This window comes from Streptomyces montanus (assembly GCF_005786655.1).
In the GTDB taxonomy this organism is placed as follows: domain Bacteria; phylum Actinomycetota; class Actinomycetes; order Streptomycetales; family Streptomycetaceae; genus Streptomyces; species Streptomyces sporangiiformans.
Genome location: NZ_VBZC01000089.1, coordinates 1 through 17,656 on the forward strand (window position 1 = coordinate 1; position 17,656 = coordinate 17,656).

Here is a 17,656-nt window from a genome sequence, read left to right on the forward strand (position 1 = left end):
CGGCCGCCCGCGGCACCCAAGCCTTCCGGCGCCGCCCCGAACCGCCCGACGACCGGCTCCGCGACGACCGCGGACGGACCGAGGCCACCCGCCACCGAGCCCGGCCCCGCGGCACCGCCCCTCACACCCCCGCGCCAGACCTCGCGCCAGCCCTCGCGCCCGCCCTCGCGCCCGCCTGGGCCTGCGAAGCCGGACCCGGCCCCGAACCCGGACGACGAGAACGTGTGCGTACCGATCGTGGGCCTCTGCGTCGGCGGCACGCCCAGGTGAGCCTCGGCAGCCTCAGGAATCCCTGCGGTTCAACAGCCATGGCTCGATCACGCCCAGCCCTCGCACCGGCCGTTGCCACATCGGCTGGAGCGCGAAGCGGTACACCGGCGGCTCCTCGCCCTCCTTCTCCGCGGCGGCGGCCGCCTCCGCGGCCTCGCTCTCGGAGGCGGGAGCGTCCCCCGTGCGTGTCAGCTCCTCCGCGAGTGCGCTGTCCACCAGGACGGCGTCCCGCGGCGCTATCGAGGTGAGGCGCGACGCGAGGTTCACCGTCGCGCCGAAGACGTCGCCCATACGCGTCGTGACCGTGCCGAAGGCGATGCCGACGCGCAGTTCGGGCATCGTCTCGTCGTTGGCCATGGTCTCGATGAGGCGCAGGGCGATCTCGGCGGCGACGCCAGGGTCGTCTGCGGCGTACAGCACCTCGTCGCCCAGCGTCTTGATCAGGCGCCCTCCGTGCGCGGCCACCAGATCCGCGGACGTGGTCTCGAAGGCCTCGACGAGTTCGCCGAGTTCCTCCTCCTCCATGCGGCGCGTCAGCCGCGTGAAGCCGACGAGGTCCGCGAAGCCGACGGCGAGGCGGCGGTCGACCATCTCCTCGTCGTCCGCGGCCTGGACGACGCGGCCGGTCGCGGCGGCGAGCTGGCGGCGCCATACGTAGACGAGGAACTCCTCCAGCTCGGGCAGGAGCAGTTCCACCAGGGGGTACGTGACTTCGGTGCGCGTCATCCCCGGCTCGGGCGGCTCGGTCAGCCCCTCCAGGAAGGAGTCGATCTGCCACTCGGCCAGCCGGGCGGTGGTCTGGCCGGTGGAACGGGCGACCTGAATCGCCATGGCCTCGCTGAGCAGCCCCGCCTCCACCAGACCGGCCAGCCGTCGCAGCGCCAGTACGTCCGCCTCCGTGAGCGCCTTGGCCTGGCCGATGTCGGCGAAGCCCATGGCCCGCCAGAAACGGGACGCCAGATCCATGGAGACACCGGCGCTGCGGGCCGCCTGGAAGGGGGTGTAGCGCCGCTCGGCACCCAGGATGAGCTGCTCGAGGCGGAGGGCGAGCGGGTCGTCGCCGGGGTCGGGTTCGTGCGCGTCCACCCGGGGGTGTGCCTCGGTCCGGTCGACGCGCGCGGCCGGCGTGTCGGCGGCAGACCCGGCAGTACGCCCCGGCTCACCGTCGGAGGCGGGGTGTGCACCCGTGCCGGAGCCCGTGTCGTCGACGGTCACGCCTGCTGCCCTTCCGATCTGCCACGGTCACTTTCGACCGGCCTCAACTCTACGGCAGGTGTGCTGTGGCTCACTCCCGATGAGCGTGCCCGGGAGACCCGTGGCCCACTCCAGAGTCGTACGGCACGGTCGCGCCCACGTCTCAACATCCGTAGTCGAGTACCCCAGCTCGTACATCCTGTACAGCCAGGCCCGGGTACCCCACGAGTCGCTCCGCTCACCCCCTGATCCGGCCCCCCGAGCACAGCCGACGGGCACGACTCACCCGCAAACCCGAGGGGCACGGCTCACCCGCGAACCGAAGGGCTCGGCTCAGGCCTCACCCGCCGGCCGCAAGTGCACGATGTCCCCCGCCCCCACGGGCTGCTGCACCCCCTCCACGGTGGCCAGGACCAATCGGCCGTCCCCGTCCACCGCGACCGCTTCCCCCTCCAGCGACTCCCCGCCGGGCAGCTCCGCCCGCACGGTGCGGCCGAGCGTCGAGCACCCGGCGGCGTACGTCTCCTGGAGGCCACAGGCGGAGGGATCGCCGTCGGCGGCGCGCCAGTCGGCGTACCACTGCTCCAGCGAGCGCAGCACGGCCCGCAGCAGGGGGTCGCGGTCGGTGACGGAGGCTCCCGCGAGCGCGAGCGATGCCGCCGTGGGCACGGGCAGCTCGTCCTCGCGGAGCGTCACGTTGAGGCCGATGCCGACCACGACGCCGTCGCTGCCGGCGCGCTCGGCGAGGATGCCGCCGGTCTTGCGCTCCTCGCCGCCCACGGTGACGAGCAGGTCGTTCGGCCACTTGAGTGCCGTGTCCACGCCTGCGGTGCGGGACAGCGCGGTGGCCGTGGCGACCCCGGCGAGCAGGGGCAGCCAGCCCCAGCGTGCGACGGGGACCTCGGAGGGCTTCAGCAGAACCGAGAAGAAGAGGCCCGAGCGGGCCGGGGCCGTCCACTGGCGGTCCAGGCGGCCGCGCCCCGCGTTCTGCTCCTCGGCCACGAGGACGGCGCCCTCCTCGGCCTTGCCGTCGGCGGCGAGGGCGACGAGGTCGGTGTTGGTGGATCCGGTACGGGCCACGACCTCGACGTCGCTCCAGAGCCCCCCGTCCCGTACGAGGGCCCGGCGCAGCGCGGCGCCATTGAGCGGCGGACGTTCCAGGTCGGACCAACGACTGTCGTCTGAGTCATCTCGCGGCGTCATGCAACCCACCCTAGGTGTGGTAAACGCCGCACTGCTGATCGGTAGCCACCGCACTACCCTACGAGTCAGTAGCACTGTGTCATCTGTACAGCCGAGGAGCAGCCCAGAGGACCCACCCGAGGTCCGCCAACCCCGAGACCGAGCCCTCAGCAGCCCTCAGCACATCCCCTCATGTCCCCTTTGAGCAGGCAGGGAGCCGCATCCCGATGTCCGAGCCGGAACAGTCGCACGAGATCGACATCCACACCACCGCGGGCAAGCTCGCGGATCTGCGGCGCCGCATCGAGGAAGCGACGCACGCCGGCTCGGCGCGCGCCGTCGAAAAGCAGCACGCCAAGGGCAAGTTGACGGCCCGCGAGCGGATCGAGCTGCTCATGGACGAGGGCTCCTTCGTGGAGCTGGACGAGTTCGCGCAGCACCGCTCGACCGACTTCGGCCTGGAGAAGAACCGCCCGTACGGCGACGGTGTCGTCACCGGGTACGGCACGGTCGACGGACGCCCGGTGGCCGTGTTCTCGCAGGACTTCACCGTCTTCGGCGGCGCTCTCGGCGAGGTCTTCGGCCAGAAGATCATGAAGGTGATGGACTTCGCCCTGAAGACCGGCTGTCCGGTCATCGGCATCAACGACTCGGGCGGCGCCCGCATCCAGGAGGGCGTCTCGGCCCTTGGCATGTACGGCGAGATCTTCCGCCGCAACACCCACGCCTCGGGGGTCATCCCGCAGATCTCGCTGGTCGTCGGCCCGTGCGCGGGCGGCGCGGTGTACTCCCCCGCGATCACCGACTTCACGGTGATGGTCGACCAGACCTCGCACATGTTCATCACGGGCCCGGACGTCATCAAGACGGTGACGGGCGAGGACGTCGGCATGGAGGAGCTCGGCGGCGCCCGCACCCACAACTCCACCTCCGGCGTGGCCCATCACATGGCGGGCGACGAGAAGGACGCGATCGAGTACATCAAGTCGCTGCTGTCGTATCTCCCGTCGAACAACCTCAGTGAGCCCCCCGCGTTCCCGGAGGACGCGGACCTGACGCTCACGGACGAGGACCGCGAGCTGGACACCCTGGTCCCGGACAGCGCGAACCAGCCGTACGACGTGCACACGGTCATCGAGCACGTCCTGGACGACGCCGAGTTCTTCGAGACACAGCCGCTGTTCGCGCCGAACATCGTCACCGGCTTCGGCCGGGTCGAGGGCCGCCCGGTGGGCATCGTCGCCAACCAGCCGATGCAGTTCGCGGGCTGCCTGGACATCAGGGCGAGCGAGAAGGCGGCGCGCTTCGTGCGCACCTGTGACGCCTTCAACGTCCCGGTCATCACCTTCGTCGACGTGCCGGGCTTCCTGCCGGGCGTGGACCAGGAGCACGACGGCATCATCCGCCGCGGCGCCAAGCTGATCTACGCGTACGCGGAGGCGACGGTCCCGCTCATCACGATCATCACCCGCAAGGCGTTCGGCGGCGCCTACGACGTCATGGGCTCCAAGCATCTGGGCGCCGACCTCAACCTCGCCTGGCCGACGGCTCAGATCGCCGTGATGGGCGCGCAGGGCGCGGTGAACATCCTGCACCGCCGCACCATCGCGGCCACGCCCGAGGCGGAGCGCGAGGAGGTGCGGGCGCGTCTGATCCAGGAGTACGAGGACAGGCTCCTCAACCCCTACGCGGCGGCCGAGCGCGGCTACATCGACGGCGTGATCATGCCGTCCGAAACCCGCTCCCACGTGGTACGCGGCCTGCGTCAGCTGCGGACGAAGCGGGAATCCCTGCCTCCGAAGAAGCACGGCAACATCCCCCTGTAGGACGCCAGTTGGGAGCGGTCATGATCAAGGTCGTACGGGGCAACCCGACTCCGGAGGAGCTGGCCGCCGCACTGGCGGTGGTCCAGGCACGCGCCGCGGCGGTGGCCACCGCCCCGTCCGGCGCGGGCCATGAAGCCGACGCGTGGGCGGACCCGGCGCGGGTGGCCGCGAGCCGCCTGCCCGCTCCCGGCCCCAAGGCCTGGGGCCGCACGTACTGGCCCGGGTAGCCCGGGTCGACCGGGCACCCCGGTCAGAGCTGTTCGGCGGTGACTTCGGCCATCACCTCGTATCCCGCGTCGTTCGGGTGCAGGTGGTCGCCGAAGTCGTACGCCGGGTTCAGCGCGTCGGGATCGGCGGGGTCGGCGAGCGCACGGTGCAGGTCGGCCACCGCGTCGTACTCGCCGGAGCGCCGGATCCATTCGTTCACCTCGTGGCTCACCTTCGCCGCGTGCTCGCCCCAGTGGTCGGAGCCGCCGAAGGGGAGCAGGGTCGCGCCGATCACGCGCAGGCCCGAGGCGCGCGCCTGGCGGATCAACTCCCGGTGGCCCGCGACGAGTTCGTCCGCCTCAACGACCGGCGCCGGCTTGTACGTGGGCTGTTCGCCCGTCTCGCTGAAGCCGATGTCGTGGAGGCCCTGGAGGACGACGAGGGTGCTCACACCGGCCTGCGCGAGGACATCGCGCCCGAGCCGGTGGACGCCCTTCTCGCCGTACCAGGCCGAGTCGTTGAGGACGAGATTGCCGCCGATGCCGGCGTTGAGCACGGGCCGTTCGGTGCGCTCGGCGAGGACGTCCGACCAGCGGCGGTCGGCGCCCGGCGTGGAGCCGAAGCCGTCGGTGATCGAGTCGCCGAAGAGGGCCACCGCGTCCGTACGGCCCGCGGTGACATCGACGGCCGACAGGAAGTACCAGGACTCGCTCGACTCGTCGAAGCCAGCGCCTGTCGTGTCCTCCAGGAGGTCCCCGGCTCCTCGGTAGCTGGTCGTGAAGGCCTGGGCGTGGAAGGTCGCGGGCCCGGTGGTCGCGTCGAGATGGAGGGTGACGGTGACCGATTCCCTTGCCTCCAGGGCGAGTTCGACGGCGTCACTGGCGGCCCGCCCGCGCGCCGGGATCTCCACCGACCGCACTCCCCCGAAGGTGAGCCGCCCGAGTGAGCCGGGCTCGACGGCGGCTCCCCGGTCCGTGCGGGCGATCGTGGCGCCCGCGACCTTCAGCGGCGAGGTGCCGTAGGCGTTCGAGAGGTGGATGCGGACCCGGTCGCCGCCCGCCGTGAGGCGCACGATCTGACGCAGGGAGTGGCGCCAGAAGCCCTCCTGCGACCAGTTGGGGGTGAAGCCCGTGCTGGGCAGTTGGGGCGAGGCGGTCCAGACGGTGGTGAACACGGCAGCCATCATCCTTCCAAATGGGATTCAGGTTCCATTAGCAGTCGACAGGACGGTAGCAGGATCGCGGCCACTAATGGAACTACAGAACCATTTACTCAAGATGAGTACGCGTACTCAGGCGCCCCAGCCCTCACAGAGCCATGATCGTTGACATGCTGTGGTCCGACCCGGAGAACGAGCCTCCGAAGGAACTCCGCGACATGCAGGTCATGTTGCGGCGGCTGGGCGTTCTCATGGCGCTGGCCATGGTGCTCGCGATGATCGTGCTCGGCTTCATGTGATCCATGACGGCACGGGCCGTCCGGCCCGCCGCGTCGATACCCTGGGCGGCATGACTGATCAGCGCCGTCGGCTCATCCTCGCCTCCAAGTCCCCCGCCCGGCTCGGACTGCTGCGGCAGGCCGGACTCGACCCCGAGGTCATCGTCAGCGGGGTCGACGAGGACGCCGTGTCCGCCCCGACCCCCGCCGAGCTGGCACTCGCGCTCGCCGAGGCGAAGGCGTCCGTCGTCGCGGCGAAGCCCGAGGTCAAGGGTGCCCTGGTGATCGGCTGCGACTCGGTGCTCGACCTGGACGGCGAGGCGCTCGGCAAGCCCGCGGACGCCGAGGAGGCCACCGCGCGCTGGAAGGCGATGCGCGGCCGCACGGGCACGCTGCAGACCGGGCACTGCGTCTACGACACGACGACCGGGCGGTACCGCTCGGCGATCGCGTCCACCGTGGTGCGCTTCGGCGAACCGACCGACGCCGAGATCGCCGCGTACGTCGCCTCGGGCGAACCCCTCTACGTCGCCGGGGCGTTCACACTGGACGGCCGTTCGGCACCGTTCATCGACGGCATCGACGGGGACCACGGGAACGTCATCGGCATCTCACTGCCGCTGCTGCGCCGCCTGCTGGCCCAATTGGGTGTCGGGATCACGGAGTTGTGGACCCAGCAGGACAAGTGACGACGCGAGCCGGGCAGAGATCGCAGAGATCAGGATGTCGAAGGCGTCGGCGGCACCGCGGGCCCGACCGGGGCTCCCCCGTTGCTTCCGTCGCCCCCCGCGCCTCCGTCGCCCGGAACTCCCCCGTTCGGCGTGCCGTCGACCGGCTCGGCGTCGGAGGCCGCGCCCTCCCGGCCGTCGTACGCCATGAGGATGAGTACGACCAACCCGAGCACCACCATCATGAAGGCGAACGCGCCCCAGCCCACCAGGCCGACCGTGAAGGCACCGAGCAGGCCGTGCACGACGGCGACGCTGATGAGCAGGACGCGGCCGAGGCCGGCGGGGGCGCGGTCGCGCAGGGCGACGCGCAGCGCGACGAAACCGCACAGCGCGAAGTAGAGGCCGAAGACCAGACCCGCGACCTTCGAGGACACGGACATCGCGGCCGGGTCCAGTCCCGCGAGGGACATGTCCTGCCGGTCGACGACGACCCCCAGGAACCAGTTGACCAGCGCGATGCCGAACGCTTCCACGAAGAGCACGATCGCGGCCACCCACGCCACCGGTCTGCGTACCACCGGTCCCACCCACCTTCGACGACTGTTACCCCAAGTAGTGCTCGGGAGCATCCCGAACGCTACTAACGGGTAAAGCCCCGGACAAGGGATCTGACCGGAGCAAAGATTCGTTAGCCCATTCGTAGGGACTCCACAAAGAAACCGAGTGGGCCGCAGCACGCTCTCACAGAGACCTTGGCCACATGAGAGGGCTAGGGTTCATGGGAAGCCCCCTGCGTACCACGGTGCGACAAGGGATTTCGCGGACGAGCAGGCCTGGGATAACGCTCCGTGTGGGCAAGCTCACCATCGGGGACGGGTCGAAACGACGTGTCGGCAGTCCCTAAACTCGGCTTGTTTCAAGGAGAGGGAGCCAACGTGCGCAAGGTGTTGATCGCCAACCGTGGCGAAATCGCTGTCCGTGTCGCCCGGGCGTGCCGAGACGCCGGGATCGCGAGCGTGGCCGTGTACGCCGACCCGGACCGGGACGCCCTGCATGTGCGGGCCGCGGACGAGGCGTTCGCGCTGGGCGGTGACACCCCCGCCACCAGCTACCTGGACATCACCAAAGTCCTCCAGGCAGCCGCCGACTCCGGCGCCGACGCCATCCACCCCGGCTACGGCTTCCTCTCGGAGAACGCCGAATTCGCCCAGGCCGTCCTCGACGCGGGCCTGATCTGGATCGGCCCGCCGCCGCAGGCGATCCGCGACCTGGGTGACAAGGTCGCCGCCCGGCACATCGCACAGCGCGCCGGCGCCCCCCTGGTCGCCGGCACCCCCGACCCCGTCTCCGGCGCGGACGAAGTCGTCGCGTTCGCCGAGCAGCACGGTCTGCCCATCGCCATCAAGGCCGCCTTCGGCGGCGGCGGACGCGGCCTGAAAGTCGCCCGCACCCTGGAAGAAGTCCCCGAGCTGTACGACTCCGCCGTGCGCGAAGCGGTCGCCGCCTTCGGCCGCGGCGAATGCTTCGTCGAGCGCTACCTCGACAAACCCCGCCACGTGGAGACCCAGTGCCTGGCCGACACCCACGGCAACGTGGTCGTCGTCTCCACCCGCGACTGCTCCCTGCAGCGCCGCCACCAAAAACTCGTCGAGGAAGCCCCCGCACCCTTCCTGTCCGACGAGCAGAACGCCCAGCTCTACAACGCCTCCAAAGCCATCCTCAAGGAAGCCGGCTACGTCGGCGCGGGCACCGTGGAATTCCTCGTCGGCGCGGACGGCACCATCTCCTTCCTCGAAGTCAACACCCGCCTGCAGGTCGAACACCCCGTCACCGAGGAAGTCACCGGCATCGACCTGGTCCGCGAGATGTTCCGTATCGCCGACGGCGAGGTGCTCGGCTACGACGACCCCGCGATCCGCGGCCATTCCTTCGAGTTCCGCATCAACGGCGAGGACCCGGGCCGCAACTTCCTACCCGCTCCCGGCACCGTCACCACGTTCGCGCCGCCCGCCGGTCCGGGCGTGCGCCTGGACGCGGGTGTCGAGTCCGGCAGCGTGATCGGCCCGGCCTGGGACTCGCTGCTGGCCAAGCTGATCGTCACCGGCGCCACGCGGGAGCAGGCGTTGCAGCGCGCCGCCCGCGCCCTCGCGGAGTTCACGGTGGAGGGCATGGCCACCGCCATCCCCTTCCACCGCGCCGTCGTCACCGACCCGGCGTTCACGAGCAACCCCTTCCAGGTCCACACCCGCTGGATCGAGACCGAGTTCGTCAACGACATCCCCCCCTTCGCCGCCCCCGCCGAGGCAGACCTCGACGACGAACCGGGCCGCGAGACCGTCGTCGTCGAGGTCGGCGGCAAACGCCTGGAAGTCTCCCTGCCGTCCTCGCTGGGCATGTCACTGGCCCGCACCGGCCTGGCCGCCGGCGCCAAGCCCAAGCGCCGGGCGGCGAAGAAGTCCGGCCCGGCCGCCTCCGGCGACACCCTCGCCTCCCCCATGCAGGGCACCATCGTCAAAATCGCCGTCGAAGAAGGCCAACAGGTCCAGGAAGGCGACCTCGTCGTCGTCCTGGAGGCGATGAAGATGGAGCAACCGCTCAACGCCCACCGCGCCGGCACCATCAAGGGCCTGTCCGCCGACATCGGCGCCTCCGTCACCTCCGGCGCCGTCATCTGCGAGATCAAGGACTGACGCCCTCGTACGGATCCTCCGTACGGATGCCTCTGTACGTACGCCAGGAACGCCCGGTGGACCGTGTACAGGTCCACCGGGCGCTCTCACGCCACCGGCGCGCATCCGCTCGGCCTGCTGTGCCGGCTCGGTCCGCTCGGTCCGCTCGGTCTGTTCCAACGGATCGTCTGACGTACGGACTGGACCGCCGTCCGTCAGTGACCGTCCGTCTATGCCGGTACGTCAGCGGCGGCGCAGATCCGCCACCCGCGCGCGCTCGCTCTGCGGCTGCTCCCCGAGGACGGCGGAGGTGCTGCGCAGCTGAGGCCCGCCGCCCGGCATCTGGCTCCGCCGTGGGCCGGGAAGGGCAACGTCCCGGCGTGGCGGCTGGCGCCCTGCCGGAGCTGTCTCGTCCCCCGCATCGCCGGAGCCGGCGACGGCGATCTGCACACCCTGGTCGGCCAGAGCCTGCAACTCGGTGGCCGCACGGTCGTCGTGGGCGGGCGGCTGGTCCGTCACCAACCGCGTGATCACATCCGTCGGCACCGTCTGGAACATCGTGTCGGTGCCGAGCTTCGTGTGGTCGGCGAGGACGACGACCTCCGCGGCCGCCTGCACCAGCGCCCTGTCGACGCTGGCCGACAGCATGTTGGAGGTGGACAGGCCGCGCTCGGCGGTCAGCCCACTGCCCGACAGGAAGGCACGGGAGACCCGCAGCCCCTGGAGGGACTGCTCGGCCCCGCTGCCGACCAGGGCGTAGTTGGAACCGCGCAGAGTACCGCCGGTCATCACGACCTCGACACGGTTGGCGTGGGCCAACGCCTGGGCCACCAGCAGGGAGTTGGTGACGACGGTCAGCCCGGGGACCCGGGCGAGCCGACGGGCCAGCTCCTGCGTGGTGGTCCCCGCCCCGACCACGATGGCCTCGCCCTCTTCGACGAGACCCGCGGCGAGATCGGCGATGGCCGTCTTCTCGGCGGTCGCGAGATGTGACTTCTGCGGAAAGCCGGACTCCCGCGTGAACCCGCCCGGCAATACCGCACCGCCGTGCCGGCGGTCGAGGAGTCCTTCTGCCTCCAGTGCGCGCACGTCCCGCCGTACGGTCACTTCGGAGGTCTGGACGACGCGGGCGAGCTCACGGAGCGACACGGCCCCATTCGCTCGCACCATTTCGAGGATCAATTGGCGACGTTCTGCAGCGAACACGAAACTGACAGTAACCCCAACGACCGTCTGCTTTCAGCAGTTTGCGCCGAATAACAGAAGTTGTTCGCACGGCAGCACGGGAAGTGGTATACGCGCCGATACCGGCCCGCTCCCGCTGCCCATGCCGCACACAGGGGCCGGCAAGGCCGCCCAACTCCCCCTGACCAGCGAGGAGTTGCCGTCCGTCGTCAGGCGTCGCCGTCCGTCTTGCGGGTGTGCAGCTGCCGGGCCACCTCGGCGATCGAGCCCGACAGAGACGGGTACACGGTGAAGGCGTTCGCGATCTGTTCGACGGTCAGGTTGTTGTCGACCGCGATCGAGATCGGATGGATCAGTTCCGAGGCGCGCGGCGAGACGACGACACCGCCGACGACGATCCCGGTGCCCGGCCGGCAGAAGATCTTCACGAAGCCGTCCCGGATGCCCTGCATCTTGGCGCGCGGGTTGCGCAGCAGCGGCAGCTTCACGACCCGGGCGTCGATGACGCCGCCGTCGACGTCGGCCTGCGAGTAGCCGACGGTTGCGATCTCGGGGTCGGTGAAGACGTTCGAGGAGACGGTCTTGAGATTGAGCGGAGTGACCGCGTCACCGAGGAAGTGGTACATGGCGATACGTCCCTGCATCGCCGCCACGGAGGCGAGCGCGAAGACCCCGGTGACGTCACCGGCCGCGTACACGCCCGGGGCCGACGTCCTGGACACCCTGTCGGTCCAGATGTGCCCGGAATCCTTGACCTTCACCCCGGCCTCTTCGAGACCCATGCCGTCGCTGTTGGGGATGGCACCGACGGCCATGAGGCAGTGCGAGCCGGTGATGACGCGGCCGTCGGCGAGCGTCACCTCGACGCGGTCGCCCACGCGCTTGGCGGACTGGGCACGGGAGCGCGCCATGACGTTCATGCCGCGCCGCCGGAACACGTCCTCCAGCACGCCCGCCGCGTCCGGGTCCTCGCCCGGCAGCACGCGATCACGACTGGACACCAGGGTGACCCGGGAGCCGAGCGCCTGGTAGGCACCGGCGAACTCGGCGCCGGTGACACCGGACCCGACCACGATGAGCTCGTCCGGCAGCTCGTCGAGGTCGTACACCTGGGTCCAGTTCAGGATCCGCTCGCCGTCGGGCTGGGCGTCGGGCAGCTCGCGGGGATGCCCACCCGTGGCGATGAGCACGGCATCGGCGACGAGGGTCTCCTCCGTACCGTCCGCGGCCCGCACGACGACCTTCCGGGACCCGTCCAGGGCCTGCTGGCCGTCGAGACGGCCGCGGCCCCGCATGACCCGGGCGCCCGCGCGCGTCACGGACGCCGTGATGTCGTGCGACTGTGCGAGCGCGAGGCGCTTCACACGCCGGTTGACCTTGCCGAGATCGACTCCGACGACCCGCGCGGGCGTGTCGATGTGAGGAGTGTCATCGGCGACGATGATGCCGAGCTCCTCGTACGACGAGTCGAAGGTGGTCATCACCTCGGCGGTGGCGATCAGGGTCTTGGACGGCACGCAGTCGGTGAGCACCGAGGCGCCGCCCAGGCCGTCGCAGTCGACGACGGTTACCTCCGCGCCGAGTTGGGCGGCCACCAGGGCCGCCTCGTATCCGCCGGGTCCGCCACCGATGATCACGATCCGAGTCACGTACTCCATTGTCCCGCACGCCCCACGGTGCTTCGCTCCGGGGGGCCACCCGCGGGGTGCCCCTGTTACAGGAGGGGTGTACGTCGTCGCTGCCGTACCCTCTCCCTCATGTCGCTCTACGCCGCGTACGCCGGCAATCTCGACTCGCGGCTCATGACACGCCGCGCCCCGCACTCGCCGCTGCGTGCCACTGGGTGGCTGAACGGCTGGCGGCTCACCTTCGGCGGCGAGCACATGGGCTGGGAGGGCGCGCTCGCGACCATCGTCGAGGCTCCTCGCTCGCAGGTGTTCGTCGCGCTGTACGACGTCGCTCCGCTCGACGAGGACTCCCTGGACCGCTGGGAGGGGGTCGGGCTCGACATATACCGGCGTATGCGCGTACGGGTGCACACCCTGGAGGGTGAGGAGCCGGCGTGGGTGTATGTGCTGAACGGGTACGAAGGGGGACTGCCGTCGGCCCGGTACCTGGGGGAGCTCGCGGACGCGGCGGAGTCGGCGGGAGCACCGCACGACTATGTGATGGAACTGCGCAAGCGCCCTTGTTGACCTTGTCGACCCTTGTCGGCCTTTATTGAGGGCCCTCAACCATGGTCCTCGTCGGAAACAACCAGACAACGATCGCGAACGCGTGACCGCCATCATCTACGCGCGTAGGCTCAGACCGGCTACGCTCGTGCGCGTGAACGCATCTCTTCTTCCGGACGACACCCCGGGCAACCCCTATGCCGCCGCCGACGACGCCGCCGCGCGCCTGCGGGAGCTCACGGGTGCCGAGACCCACGACGTCGCCCTTGTGATGGGATCCGGCTGGGCGCCGGCCGTGGACGCCCTCGGTGCCCCCGAGGCCGAGTTCCAGGTCACCGAACTGCCCGGGTTTCCCCCGCCGGCGGTCGAGGGCCACGGCGGCAAGGTCCGCTCGTACGAGATCGGTGACAAACGGGCCCTGGTCTTCCTGGGACGCACCCACTTCTACGAGGGCCGCGGGGTCGCCGCCGTCGCACACGGAGTCCGTACCGCTGTCGCCGCCGGCTGCAAGACGGTCGTACTGACCAACGGCTGCGGCGGGCTGCGCGAGGGGATGCGCCCCGGTCAGCCGGTCCTGATCAGCGACCACATCAACCTCACGGCCGCGTCGCCGATCGTCGGCGCGAACTTCGTCGACCTGACGGATCTCTACTCGCCGCGGCTGCGCGCCGTGTGCAAGGAGATCGACCCGACCCTCGAAGAGGGCGTGTACGCGCAGTTCCCCGGCCCGCACTACGAGACGCCGGCCGAGATCCGGATGGCTCGCGTCATCGGCGCGGACCTCGTGGGCATGTCCACGGTGCTGGAGGCCATCGCCGCGCGTGAGGCCGGGGCGGAGGTCCTCGGCATCTCCCTCGTCACCAACCTCGCCGCGGGCATGACGGGCGAGCCCCTCAACCACGAAGAGGTCCTCCAGGCGGGCCGCGACTCCGCGACGCGCATGGGGTCGCTGCTGACACAGGTACTGGACCGCCTCTGACCTCCGGCGGTCGGGCGGGGGCGCCTTGGGTTGGTGGGTGGGTCGGGCGACTGCGGCCCCTCTAGGGGCGCGGGGAACTGCGCGACCAGCCACAATCGACCTGCAGCCGAAGTACGAAACCCGCCCACCCCACCCCCTCCCGCCCAGGGCGACTGAGGGTATGGGGGGCCTGGGGGCGCAGCCCCCTGTTTCGGGAAGGGGTGGGGTTGGGGAAAGAGAAAGCCTCCCCCACCGGCATGGCGGACGGCCCCGGCGAGAAACAAAGAGAGAGGTTTGACCCGACGTGCAGGACGAACTCATCGCACGGGCCAAGACATGGCTGGCCGAAGACCCCGACTCGGAAACCCGTGAGGAACTCGCCGAGCTCATCGACACCGGCGACACCGCGGAGCTCACCGCCCGCTTCAGCGGCACCCTCCAGTTCGGCACCGCCGGCCTGCGAGGCGAACTCGGCGCCGGCCCCATGCGCATGAACCGCGCCGTCGTGATCCGAGCCGCCGCCGGCCTCGCCGCGTACCTCAAGGGCAAGGGCCGGGAGAACGGCCTCGTCGTCATCGGCTACGACGCCCGCCACAAGTCCGCGGACTTCGCCCGCGACACGGCCGCCGTGATGACGGGCGCCGGCCTGCGCGCCGCTCTGCTCCCCCGCCCCCTCCCCACCCCCGTCCTCGCCTTCGCCATACGGCACCTGGGCGCGGTCGCCGGCGTGGAGGTGACCGCCAGCCACAACCCGCCCCGCGACAACGGCTACAAGGTCTACCTCGGCGACGGGTCCCAGATCGTCCCCCCGGCGGACGCCGAGATCGCCGCGGAGATCGAAGCGATCGCCGGCCTGGACGACGTACCGCGCCCCGCCGATGGCTGGGAAACCCTCGACGACGGCGACCACGGCGTTCTGAGCGCCTACCTCGCCCGCACGGACGCAGTCCTCGCCGAACACTCCCCCCGCACCGCTCGCACCGTCTACACGGCGATGCACGGCGTGGGCAAGGACACCCTCCTCGCCGCCTTCGCCCGCGCGGGCTTCCCGGAACCCGTCCTCGTCGCCGAACAGGCCGACCCGGACCCGGACTTCCCGACCGTCGCCTTCCCGAACCCGGAAGAGCCGGGCGCGATGGACCTGGCCTTCGCGAAGGCCAGCGAGACGAACCCGGACCTGATCATCGCGAACGATCCGGACGCCGACCGCTGCGCCGTGGCCGTACAGGACGGCGCCCAGTGGCGCATGCTGCGCGGCGACGAGGTCGGCGCGCTCCTCGCCGCCCACCTGGTGAAGCGCGGCGCCCGTGGCACCTTCGCGGAGTCGATCGTCTCGTCCTCCCTCCTCGGCCGTATCGCGGAGAAGGCGAATCTCCCGTACGAGGAGACCCTGACCGGCTTCAAGTGGATCGCCCGGGTGGACGGCCTGCGCTACGGCTACGAGGAGGCGCTGGGCTACTGCGTGGACCCCGAGGGCGTACGGGACAAGGACGGCATCACGGCGGCACTGCTGATCACGGAGCTCGCCTCGGAGCTGAAGGAACAGAAGCGCACGCTCCTCGACCTGCTCGACGACCTCGCGGTCGAACACGGTCTGCACGCCACCGACCAGCTCTCCGTGCGCGTGGACGACCTCTCGCTGATCGCGGACGCGATGCGCCGCCTGCGCGAACAGCCGCCCACCCGGCTCGCGGGCCTGGCCATCACGAAGTCCGAGGACCTGACGAAGGGCACGGACAGGCTCCCGGCCACGGACGGCCTGCGCTACACGCTCGACGGTGCCCGCGTCATCGTCCGCCCCAGCGGCACGGAGCCGAAGCTGAAGTGCTACCTGGAGGTCGTGGTCCCGGTCGCCTCGCACGCCGGCCTGCCCGCGGCCCGCGCGAAGGCGGCAGACCTCCTGTCGGCCATCAAGCGGGACCTCTCCGCGGCGGCGGGTATCTGACACCGCCGGCCGATGACCTGCGCGCGGCCCGATGGTGCTCCCGAGGAGCACCATCGGGGTTCTCATGGGCCACCTCAGGGCCATCTCATGGGCGCCTCGTGCGCACCTCGTGGGTGCTCATGAGCACCTCATCGCGTGGTCACCTCCACGCCATCACCACCACGACCCACACCAGCGCCAGCACCACGGCGAGCGGCCACAGCGGACGGCCACGTTCGGGTGCGGTGCTCTCCCCCGTGGGCCGCAGTGCAGGGTCCGTACGCATGGCGGTGAGTTCGGCGGCCAGCGCGTCGTACGGATGGATCAGGTTTTTGCTGTGCTGGAGCCGGGTCCAGCGGGGCGCGGCGATCGCCCAGTCGTCGTCCCGCCAGCGCAGCTTCAGCTCGAACGACCGGCACCGCGCGGAGCGGAGGTCTTCCCAGGGGACGTGCCGGGGACCGCGCAGCCCGGTGACCCACAGGCCCGTACGGTCGGCGGTGATGCGCCAGGCGAGCTTCACGGGCACGCGGACCGCGCCATAGAGGCCGAGCACGACGACGAGCGCCAGCTGCCACAGGGGGGTGCCGGAATCGGTGAACCAGAGCCAGCAGAGCCAGCCGCCCCACGCCACCAGCAGCACGGCCGACACCCAGTCCAGCCATCCCGCGCGCCAGCGCCGCACCCCGACCGGGGCCAGTTCCTCCGCCAGCTCCCGCGCCTGCTCCTCCAGTTGGCGGCTCTGCGCCTCCCGGGCCTTCTCCCGTTCGATACGCCGCCGCCCCGCACTCGGCGACAACGGGCGTACGGGGCCCGACGACCACTCCGTCAGCGGGGGCTGGTCCGGGTCCTCGTCGGCGCTGACGACGACGACCTCGGCACCGTCGAAGGGGGCGCCGTAGAGGACGGCTTCGCGGACCGGGCCGGGAGTGTCGTCGTCCACGACGGCGAGGAGCCGTTCGAGCTCCTCCGCGGCCTCGTCCTCGTCCTCGCTCTCGTCCCCCTCCGCCCCGTCGTCCTCGTCGTCCTCGTCGCTGTCACCGTCGAAAGAGGTCAGATCGACGGTGAACAGCGGGCGGACTGCCGCGAGGTCGTCCGCCGCGTACACCTCCGTGCTGCCCTGCGCGTCGTCGCGCATGAGGACGCGCAGCACCGGCGCGGGCGCCCGGCGCAGTCCGACGGCGCGGCGCCTGCCGAACCAGGCCGAGGCCAGGGCGGTGGCACCGAGCCCCGCGACGAAGAAGGCGGCGACCCAGGCGCCCCGGCGGTCATCGGCCGTGCCCCAGAGGCCGGAGGTGGCGCCGGTCAGCACGCCGAGCGCGAGCACCACGAGGCCGAGCGGGAAAAGGAACCTGCCGCGCAACACCGGCTGGTCCGCGACCGGCAGCGGCGCCGTGACACCCCCGGTGGCCTGCAGCGCCCGGTCGAACTGTGTGCTCCGTGCGCGCAGGCGTACGGCGACGACCGCCCAGGAGACCACCACGACGAGCGCGGCGAAGGCGGTCACCACCCAGGGCTGCGAGGGCGCCTCGACGGCGAGCGCGAGCAGCAGCGCGGGCGCCCCGGCCCAGACGAGCTCGGGGCGGGCGAGCACCCACAGGACGTACACCGCGAAAGCCGCCGCGAGGAACGGCCACAGCCCGCCGAGGAGCACGGCCCAGCCGCCCGCACACAGCGCGAGGGTGGTCAGCCCGGCCGCGACCGACCTGCGCAGGCGGACGAACGTCCAGCGCGGCGGCAGCGCGGCCGACCAGCCCGCCGCCTGCCCGGCCGTCCAGTCCCGGCAGCCATCCGGTATCGCGGCGGCCGGCAGCCGCATCGGCTCGTCGTACGACACATCTACTCCCTCGGTGCGTGGCTTCGCCGGTGGTGACGGGGCCGTGGTGACTGGGCGCCCGGACGGCGGAGGCAGTTACCGCCTTCTCGTACGGGCGGGCGCGCCCTTTTCCTCAAGAGCCGCAG

The 17,656-nt window shown here is 71.0% G+C and carries 15 protein-coding genes and 1 pseudogene; 8 read left to right on the forward strand and 8 right to left on the reverse strand.

All coding sequences use genetic code 11. The features are described from left to right. The 3 genes and pseudogenes from FE633_RS47960 to FE633_RS43160 all read right to left on the reverse strand — a co-directional run. Positions 1–260, reverse strand: a pseudogene (locus FE633_RS47960) (hypothetical protein); the annotation flags it as partial. A 22-nt stretch (positions 261–282) separates the two neighbouring features. After that, complete coding sequence (locus FE633_RS43155; protein ID WP_171060366.1) at positions 283–1,485, reverse strand: adenylate/guanylate cyclase domain-containing protein; 1,203 nt, start codon at positions 1,483–1,485, stop codon at positions 283–285. Between the two features lie 312 nt (positions 1,486–1,797). Then, a complete protein-coding gene (locus FE633_RS43160) occupies positions 1,798–2,667 on the reverse strand; it encodes a biotin--[acetyl-CoA-carboxylase] ligase (RefSeq protein WP_138050634.1) in 870 nt (289 codons plus the stop codon). A 206-nt stretch (positions 2,668–2,873) separates the two neighbouring features. On the opposite strand from FE633_RS43160, the gene FE633_RS43165 reads away from it, so the two are divergent. Next, on the forward strand, positions 2,874–4,472 hold the full coding sequence (locus FE633_RS43165; protein WP_138050635.1) for an acyl-CoA carboxylase subunit beta: 1,599 nt from the start codon (positions 2,874–2,876) through the stop codon (positions 4,470–4,472). Positions 4,473–4,492: 20 nt separating this feature from the next. Next, on the forward strand, positions 4,493–4,699 hold the full coding sequence (locus tag FE633_RS43170; RefSeq protein WP_138050636.1) for an acyl-CoA carboxylase epsilon subunit: 207 nt from the start codon (positions 4,493–4,495) through the stop codon (positions 4,697–4,699). 23 nt (positions 4,700–4,722) lie between these two features. Here the strand turns inward: FE633_RS43170 and FE633_RS43175 are convergent, their stop codons facing one another. After that, entirely contained in the window at positions 4,723–5,853 is a 1,131-nt protein-coding gene (locus FE633_RS43175; protein ID WP_138050637.1) for an SGNH/GDSL hydrolase family protein, read from the reverse strand. Positions 5,854–6,008: 155 nt separating this feature from the next. Here FE633_RS43175 and mmpB point away from each other — a divergent pair, with 155 nt between their 5' ends. Together mmpB and FE633_RS43180 are read left to right on the forward strand one after the other, a co-directional pair. Then, positions 6,009–6,137, forward strand: a complete 129-nt coding sequence (mmpB, locus tag FE633_RS49390) for a morphogenic membrane protein MmpB (protein WP_281291341.1) — start codon at positions 6,009–6,011, stop codon at positions 6,135–6,137. 50 nt (positions 6,138–6,187) lie between these two features. Further along, the gene (locus FE633_RS43180) at positions 6,188–6,805 is read left to right on the forward strand and encodes a Maf family protein (protein WP_138050638.1); all 618 of its coding nucleotides are present in this window, start codon (positions 6,188–6,190) and stop codon (positions 6,803–6,805) included. 29 nt (positions 6,806–6,834) lie between these two features. Here the strand turns inward: FE633_RS43180 and FE633_RS43185 are convergent, their stop codons facing one another. Further along, the gene (locus FE633_RS43185) at positions 6,835–7,416 is read right to left on the reverse strand and encodes a hypothetical protein (RefSeq protein ID WP_138050639.1); all 582 of its coding nucleotides are present in this window, start codon (positions 7,414–7,416) and stop codon (positions 6,835–6,837) included. Between the two features lie 306 nt (positions 7,417–7,722). On the opposite strand from FE633_RS43185, the gene FE633_RS43190 reads away from it, so the two are divergent. After that, positions 7,723–9,477, forward strand: a complete 1,755-nt coding sequence (locus tag FE633_RS43190; RefSeq protein ID WP_138050640.1) for an acetyl/propionyl/methylcrotonyl-CoA carboxylase subunit alpha — start codon at positions 7,723–7,725, stop codon at positions 9,475–9,477. Between the two features lie 222 nt (positions 9,478–9,699). Here FE633_RS43190 and FE633_RS43195 read toward each other — a convergent pair whose 3' ends face one another. Further along, a complete protein-coding gene (locus tag FE633_RS43195; RefSeq protein WP_138050641.1) occupies positions 9,700–10,662 on the reverse strand; it encodes a DeoR/GlpR family DNA-binding transcription regulator in 963 nt (320 codons plus the stop codon). 188 nt (positions 10,663–10,850) lie between these two features. Beyond that, positions 10,851–12,299 carry an NAD(P)H-quinone dehydrogenase gene (locus FE633_RS43200; RefSeq protein WP_138050642.1) on the reverse strand — a complete coding sequence of 483 codons (1,449 nt, stop codon included), beginning with the start codon at positions 12,297–12,299 and terminating at the stop codon, positions 10,851–10,853. Between the two features lie 99 nt (positions 12,300–12,398). On the opposite strand from FE633_RS43200, the gene FE633_RS43205 reads away from it, so the two are divergent. From FE633_RS43205 to FE633_RS43215, 3 genes are all read left to right on the forward strand, one after another. Continuing rightward, entirely contained in the window at positions 12,399–12,836 is a 438-nt protein-coding gene (locus tag FE633_RS43205; RefSeq protein ID WP_119101814.1) for a gamma-glutamylcyclotransferase family protein, read from the forward strand. A 133-nt stretch (positions 12,837–12,969) separates the two neighbouring features. Further along, positions 12,970–13,794: a purine-nucleoside phosphorylase gene (locus FE633_RS43210; protein ID WP_138050643.1), complete on the forward strand. Its 825-nt coding sequence runs from the start codon at positions 12,970–12,972 to the stop codon at positions 13,792–13,794. Positions 13,795–14,077: 283 nt separating this feature from the next. Then, the gene (locus FE633_RS43215; protein ID WP_138050644.1) at positions 14,078–15,718 is read left to right on the forward strand and encodes a phospho-sugar mutase; all 1,641 of its coding nucleotides are present in this window, start codon (positions 14,078–14,080) and stop codon (positions 15,716–15,718) included. Between the two features lie 139 nt (positions 15,719–15,857). Here FE633_RS43215 and FE633_RS43220 read toward each other — a convergent pair whose 3' ends face one another. Beyond that, the gene (locus tag FE633_RS43220) at positions 15,858–17,531 is read right to left on the reverse strand and encodes a hypothetical protein (protein WP_138050645.1); all 1,674 of its coding nucleotides are present in this window, start codon (positions 17,529–17,531) and stop codon (positions 15,858–15,860) included. Positions 17,532–17,656 lie beyond the last annotated feature (125 nt).